The sequence below is a fragment of the Colwellia sp. 6M3 genome, assembly GCF_014077595.1.
In the GTDB taxonomy this organism is placed as follows: Bacteria; Pseudomonadota; Gammaproteobacteria; order Enterobacterales; family Alteromonadaceae; genus Cognaticolwellia.
The window spans coordinates 1-6,391 of the sequence record NZ_JACGWF010000142.1; the positions used below are offsets into that span (position 1 = coordinate 1).

General features: G+C 35.7%; 5 protein-coding genes and 1 rRNA gene. 3 read left to right on the forward strand and 3 right to left on the reverse strand.

The genetic code is table 11. The features are described from left to right. The first annotated feature begins 1 nt into the window (after position 1). Together rrf and H4J50_RS18180 are read left to right on the forward strand one after the other, a co-directional pair. Positions 2-116: ribosomal RNA gene (rrf, locus tag H4J50_RS18175) — 5S ribosomal RNA — on the forward strand. Positions 117-881: 765 nt separating this feature from the next. Then, complete coding sequence (locus H4J50_RS18180) at positions 882-1,883, forward strand: GGDEF domain-containing protein (RefSeq protein WP_182257592.1); 1,002 nt, start codon at positions 882-884, stop codon at positions 1,881-1,883. Between the two features lie 403 nt (positions 1,884-2,286). On the opposite strand, the gene H4J50_RS18185 is transcribed toward H4J50_RS18180, so the two are convergent. After that, positions 2,287-2,676, reverse strand: a complete 390-nt coding sequence (locus tag H4J50_RS18185) for a ribosome recycling factor family protein (protein WP_182257593.1) — start codon at positions 2,674-2,676, stop codon at positions 2,287-2,289. Between the two features lie 55 nt (positions 2,677-2,731). Next, the gene (locus H4J50_RS18190; RefSeq protein WP_182257594.1) at positions 2,732-3,496 is read right to left on the reverse strand and encodes a hypothetical protein; all 765 of its coding nucleotides are present in this window, start codon (positions 3,494-3,496) and stop codon (positions 2,732-2,734) included. A 263-nt stretch (positions 3,497-3,759) separates the two neighbouring features. Here H4J50_RS18190 and cysB point away from each other — a divergent pair, with 263 nt between their 5' ends. After that, positions 3,760-4,734, forward strand: coding sequence for an HTH-type transcriptional regulator CysB (gene cysB, locus H4J50_RS18195; RefSeq protein ID WP_108457850.1), 975 nt, complete (start codon positions 3,760-3,762; stop codon positions 4,732-4,734). 161 nt (positions 4,735-4,895) lie between these two features. Here the strand turns inward: cysB and H4J50_RS18200 are convergent, their stop codons facing one another. Then, positions 4,896-6,272 carry an L-serine ammonia-lyase gene (locus H4J50_RS18200; RefSeq protein WP_108456783.1) on the reverse strand — a complete coding sequence of 459 codons (1,377 nt, stop codon included), beginning with the start codon at positions 6,270-6,272 and terminating at the stop codon, positions 4,896-4,898. Positions 6,273-6,391: the final 119 nt, after the last annotated feature.

The window sequence follows — 6,391 nt, forward strand, 5'->3', positions numbered from 1 at the left end:
GTCTAGCGACAATAGCGACATGGCCCCACCTGATCCCATTCCGAACTCAGAAGTGAAACGTGTTAGCGCCGATGGTAGTGTGGGAGTTCCCATGTGAGAGTAGGACATTGCTAGGCTTCTATTTAGAGAAACCCGTAGCTGACGCTACGGGTTTTTTGCTTTCTGGCGTTTTAAAATAATAAAGTGATGAAAGTATGGTGACAACAGTAGTGTGACTTATATAAGTTAAGCCCATGTGAGGTCTTTCCTGCACATCCATGTGCTCAAGATATTAGTATCTCGTATACGTCAGTAGGACACTGATAGGCTTCTACTTAGAATAGCCCGTTACGAAAGTGACGGGCTTTTTGCTGTCTGGAATTTATAAACTAAAACTCGTGCATGAAACGTATTAGTGCCGGTGATCAATAACGTATTTGGTCCTAATACTAGATTACCCTTTACTGTCTGCATCTATGGCGATAGCTTGTTCATAAAGCCTGTTTTGATTGTGTCCTTTCAAATATTTGATAATTGCACCATACCTTGTCCTATTATCTATCTCATAAAACAATTTGTAGTGGAAAAATACAATGGTTTAACATCAACTATTCTTTTTAATTTATATTTTAAAAACTAAAACAAGCTTTGTGTCAGTAAATTTACGTTGAGTACTATGCGAGTATTTGTAGTTACAAAAAGTCAGCTATAGCTAATGTATTATTGATAAATCAGTTTCAAAATTTAGTTAATAATTGCTGATGTTGAAATTTCGTATTTTATTACTTGTTGTACGATATTAATTTAGATATTGTTAGCTATGTTAGTAACACATTCTTTACGTTTAATATGTGTTGTTAAAAATAATAATAATAAAATATATCGACTCTTAAGGAGCGCTTGTGCTTATTAAAGATAGTTTTGATGAGGCACTGAAGATCAGTGAATCAACTAACGAATTTTTATCTCATTATCAAATACCACCCAGTCCAGTAAATTACTCTGTTATATATCTACACGCTAGTAAGCGTAATGATAAACTAAGCGCAGAGCTTGAAAGGCATGTTCAGACCTTCCAGGGAGTTGACTTAACATTTATTGAAGGTTTATTTGAAAAATATATTTCTAACTCTCACGCCATCGATAAGCAAATACTCGACCCTATTGAGAAGTCATTAACGGCAACGCTTGAAAAGATCAATTTGCAAGTCGACAGCGATAAAACAGTAGCTTCAAATCTTAAAAAAGCTGAGAAAGCACTTACTAAACATGAATACCATAAATCTATGCAAAATATTGTTTCTTTTTTAATGAACAATATAACTGCTTCTCAACAGCAGCATAGTGATCTTTCACTTGAATTGACAAGAGCTTGTGGCGAAGTAAGCTTTTTAAAAGCAAAACTTGAAGCCGCACGTCATGAAGCTATTGTCGATTCCTTAACTGGTTTATATAACCGCCGTGGCTGTGATATTAAATTAAAAGAATTAGATATTGAGCAAGTTCACTCGTCGTTGGCAATTGATATCGACCATTTTAAAAATGTGAATGATCAGTTTGGACATTTTATTGGCGACAAAGTTATTCAACGTATTGCAAAGGTTATTAAATCTACAATTTCAGATCAAGATATTGCTGTTCGGTTTGGTGGTGAAGAGTTTATCGTTGTTATGGTCAATAAAACCATGTCACAGGCACATGAAGTAGCAGAGAAAATAAGGCTAGCAATATCACAATTAAAGTTAATGCAGCGTGACTCTAAAGCTTATTTACCTAAAATTTCTGTTTCGATTGGTATTGCTCAACGACAAGATGAATTAAATTGGACCGATGTATTTGAACAAGCTGATACTGCTTTGTACCAAGCTAAAAACAATGGTAGGAATAGAAGCGTGTGTTTATAAATATATTATATATTTGTTAAATTTAGCCCGTTATATTTACCTGTAAAATGACAGTGGAACGTCAATAACTTATTCGATGAACATTACTAACTTCCACGCACACATATAAAACACTGTTTAAACTTCTAATACTTAACCTCTCTATAATTACAGCCAATAAATCTTACCTTTATCTGTGTTGAACAGTACAAAGCTTTTTATTTAACATGACGAGGAGTATGCGTTGGTGTTAGAACATTTTAGTTGGCTAATTTATAAATTCAGATACAAACAGTTATTGTCATCTCTACATAGCTTTTGTTAAAGCTGTTATTAGAAGGATGATAATTTTGTAGTCAAAGGGATTGGTCGCTTTATCGTTTTGCTTTTAATTAAAAAGTTACAGTGCAAGTCAGGTGAAAACTTATAGCGTATTATCACCAAATTCTAAAATATCTATTACTTTTCTAGCTTCAGCAATAGTGCAGTCAGTGCGTTGCATTAACTCTGAAATGGTAATGCCGGGTTTCTTTTGAGCAATAGCTAACAGCATATCTAAACCTAAGTTTTTACGCTGTTTAGATATATGTACCGCTACCCATTGCCAACTAACTTCTTCACTTTGCTCAATGAGATAAACCGTTTGTTCAAGTTGCTCGAATGTCGCTTTTAATTGCCAATTTCGAGAACGACCAATACGGTTAAGCTCACAACCCTGCGCTCTAATCAAAGATTTAAGGGCATAGGCTTTTAATACACGTCGTAAAAAAGACGGCAAAGTTATGTAGGGAATATTATTTTTAGGTGTTTTCATTATTATCTAAAAGCAAAAAACCAACATTGTTGTTGGTTTTATTTAGGTGTATTGATTACCATTTTTTCTTTGGTTGAAATAATAAATCTAAATCATCTTCTTCAGATTTTGCCTTTTTAGCGGCATCTTTGGCATTAGTGTTTTTTAAAGCAGAGGTTATCTCTTCAAGTACACTTGAAATTTCTTGTCTTTTAATTGTGCAATATTCAGTTTGGATAGGGTTATCAGCGATTGTTTGTAATGCTTTCTCCAAGTACTGTCTCGAAGAGCCTAACATTTCTTTTTGGTAAGCGATCATGCCACGTTTTTGCAATGTTTCTACACCAATTTTAAGTTGCATTGCTGATAACTTATTATCTTCTTGGGTAAAGGTTTGTGGATCTAAATTTCCTTTAGACTGTTCAGACTTTAATGTTAGACGTAATTTCTTTATGCATTGTAATACGCCAACAAGTTGCTGTTCACTGTCAGGTAAAGTAAAACTTTGCTCACTTGCTGCTTCACTGGTATTTGACTTACTGGCACTAACTCTTGTTTCCATTTCTTTAATACGCGCAAGTAGTTGTTTATTTTCTGGCAATATTGCTGCCATTGCTTTTGTCGCATTAAGACTTCGAGTATTAAGGATCGTTACTAAGTTAGGGTTGTTTGGCAAGTTTGCAATGCTAAGAAGTAACTCTTCTGTTTCATCTATAATGGCTTTTTGTTTCGCTGCTTTTCCACGCTGTTCTTGCTCAATTTTTTCTTTATGCTGCTGTATTGCACTCACTACCACGACAATGATAATTAAAGCGATAATTAAAGCGATGATAATGCCCATGTTTAATACTCTATTTTATAAAAAATATAAATTCTAATACGGCAGTTTACAAAAATTGTTAGGTGAAGCAAAGCACAAAGCGTTTTCTTTTTTTTATTTTAACTTATTGGCCTGTTCGTTATATTTTCCTGACTCATTTCAAGGCACAAATTAATGCATAAATGGGCGATTAGCAGATTATTTCCTCAAAATTTCAAAATAATATGGAATAAATGTGCAATTAAGTATATATTTTTCGTCTAAGAAAACTCTGAATGATAATTATGAAGCTGCAACAACTCCGTTATATCGTCGAAGTACTCAATAATAACTTAAATGTTTCTGCCACGGCGGAAAGTCTTTTTACCTCACAACCAGGTATTAGCAAGCAAGTAAGAATGCTTGAAGACGAACTCGGCATTCAAATTTTTGGTCGAAGTGGTAAACACCTTACCCATGTAACATCTGCGGGTAATGAGGTCATTAACATCGCGACTGAAATTTTATCTAAAGTTGAAGCAATTAAAGCTGTTGCCCGTGAACATACTCAGCCTGATGAAGGTAAGCTTCGTATAGCTACTACACATACGCAAGCACGATATGCTTTGCCTGAAGTTATTCAAGGCTTCATGAAGAAGTATTCAAAAGTTTCATTACACATGTATCAAGGTACACCAGCCCAAATTAGCGATGCCTCAAGTAAGGGCGATGCTGATTTTGCGATAGCGACAGAATCTTTGCATTTGTATAACGATTTAGTGATGTTGCCTTGTTATCGTTGGAATCGCAGTATTATTGTTAAAGCGGATCATCCATTAGCGTCTAAGCAAAATATTACTATTGAAGATATTGCTCAATACTCTTTGGTGACTTATGTTTTCGGTTTTACTGGACGATCTGAGTTAGACATTGCTTTTAACCAAGTCGGGGTTGAACCTAAAATAGCTTTTACTGCGACTGATGCCGATGTTATTAAAACTTATGTTCGATTAGGTGTTGGTGTTGGTGTTATTGCTACTATGGCAATGGATCCTAAATTAGACAATGATTTAGTAACGATAGACGCTAGCCATCTATTTAGTCCGAGTATGACCAAAATTGGCTTTAGACGTGGCACCTTCTTACGTGGTTATATGTTTGACTTTATAGAACGTTTTGCACCGCATTTAAATCGTGATTTAGTCACTAAAGCTATATTGTTGAAGAACAATGCTGAAATTGATGAGATGTTTGCCAATATTAAATTACCTATGCGTTAATTTTGATGTATTTATAAAAGTATAGATAACAAAAAACCGTATGATTAATACGGTTTTTTTAGTTTTAATTAACGGTACAACTCAGTTTTATAATATTTTTATGGCTATTATAAAAACTGAAGATTGAACCGAAAGTCTTGGCATATTTTCAGAGTAATAGGTTAACACTCAGTAATATTAACCGCTAAGCCACCACGCGAGGTTTCTTTATATTTTGTTTTCATATCGTTGCCTGTATCCCACATAGTTTTGATAACTTTGTCTAATGATACCTTTTGTTTACCTGTCCCTCTAAGCGCTAAACGTGAAGCGTTGATAGCCTTTACTGACCCCATTGCATTACGCTCAATACAAGGAACTTGCACTAAACCACCTACAGGGTCACAAGTTAGGCCTAAATTGTGTTCCATCCCTATTTCTGCCGCGTTTTCTACTTGCTCAGGTGTACCGCCCATAATTTCAGTTAATGCCCCAGCGGCCATTGAACATGCTACACCTACTTCTGCTTGGCAGCCGCCTTCAGCGCCTGAGATGGTGGCATTGGTTTTGTATAAAATACCAATTGCTGCAGCGGTTAATAGGTAGCGAATACAGTCTTGTTCATCAACGGGTTTTATGAACTTGTCGTAGTAAGACAAAACCGCAGGAAGGATCCCCGCCGCGCCATTTGTAGGTGCTGTAACTACTCGGCTACCGGCAGCGTTTTCTTCGTTTACCGCTAAGGCAAATAAATTAACCCAATCCATGGCTGAAAGTGGATCTGTATTTTTTTCAACGCACAGTGCTCTATGTAAGGCAGGTGCTCTGCGGACGACTTTTAATCCACCAGGTAATATACCTTCGGTTACTATACCTCGAGAGATACTAGCCTTCATGGCATCCCAAATTTCTATTAGTCCTGAACGTATACTTGCCTCATCTTTTAAGCACTTTTCGTTTTCCATCATGATAGTGCTAATACTCAAGCCCTTTTCATTAGCTAGTTGTAACAGTTCGTCAGCACTTGAGAAACGATGTGGTCGATCAATATTGGCATGGGTTGATAAGGCTTTATCTTTTTCTTTCTCAAAATCACAGTCTTTAACAATAAAACCACCGCCAATGGAATAATAGGTTTCTTCGAAAATAACAATGTCATTGCTATAAGCAAAAAATGTCATGGCGTTAGCGTGTGCTGGTAAGGTTTTTCTTCGATGATAAATAATGGCATTTGCTTTAGGGAACGAGATCAAATGCTCCATATTCAAGTTTATTTTTTCGCTTGCTACAACATCAGCTAATATAGACTCAATAGAGTCTACTGGAATTGTTTCAGGGCTTTGTCCTGTTAACCCTAAAATCACGGCTTTACCTGTACCGTGACCAATACCTGTTTGGCCTAGTGAGCCAAATAATTCACATTTAACCCGATCTGTTTTATCTAACTTATTGTCTGCTATAAGATTTTCAACAAATAACTTTGCTGCTTTCATTGGACCAACGGTATGAGAACTGGACGGGCCAATTCCGATTGAAAACATATCAAATACACTAATCATAAGAAAACCTGAATAAATACTGTTAAATACAGTGATAAGTAAAATTTTGTTCGGTTATTGTAGCTGAAAGCTTTCAGCATTCAAAACAAAATGTATATTAGTTGTAGTGTATTATAGCT

Bases quoted from the DNA above. Each gene is read 5' to 3' on its own strand.
- H4J50_RS18185 (WP_182257593.1), bottom strand. From the start codon at position 2,676: ATGAAAACACCTAAAAATAATATTCCCTACATAACTTTGCCGTCTTTT.
- H4J50_RS18190 (WP_182257594.1), bottom strand. From the start codon at position 3,496: ATGGGCATTATCATCGCTTTAATTATCGCTTTAATTATCATTGTCGTG.
- H4J50_RS18200 (WP_108456783.1), bottom strand. From the start codon at position 6,272: ATGATTAGTGTATTTGATATGTTTTCAATCGGAATTGGCCCGTCCAGT.
- cysB (WP_108457850.1), top strand. From the start codon at position 3,760: ATGAAGCTGCAACAACTCCGTTATATCGTCGAAGTACTCAATAATAAC.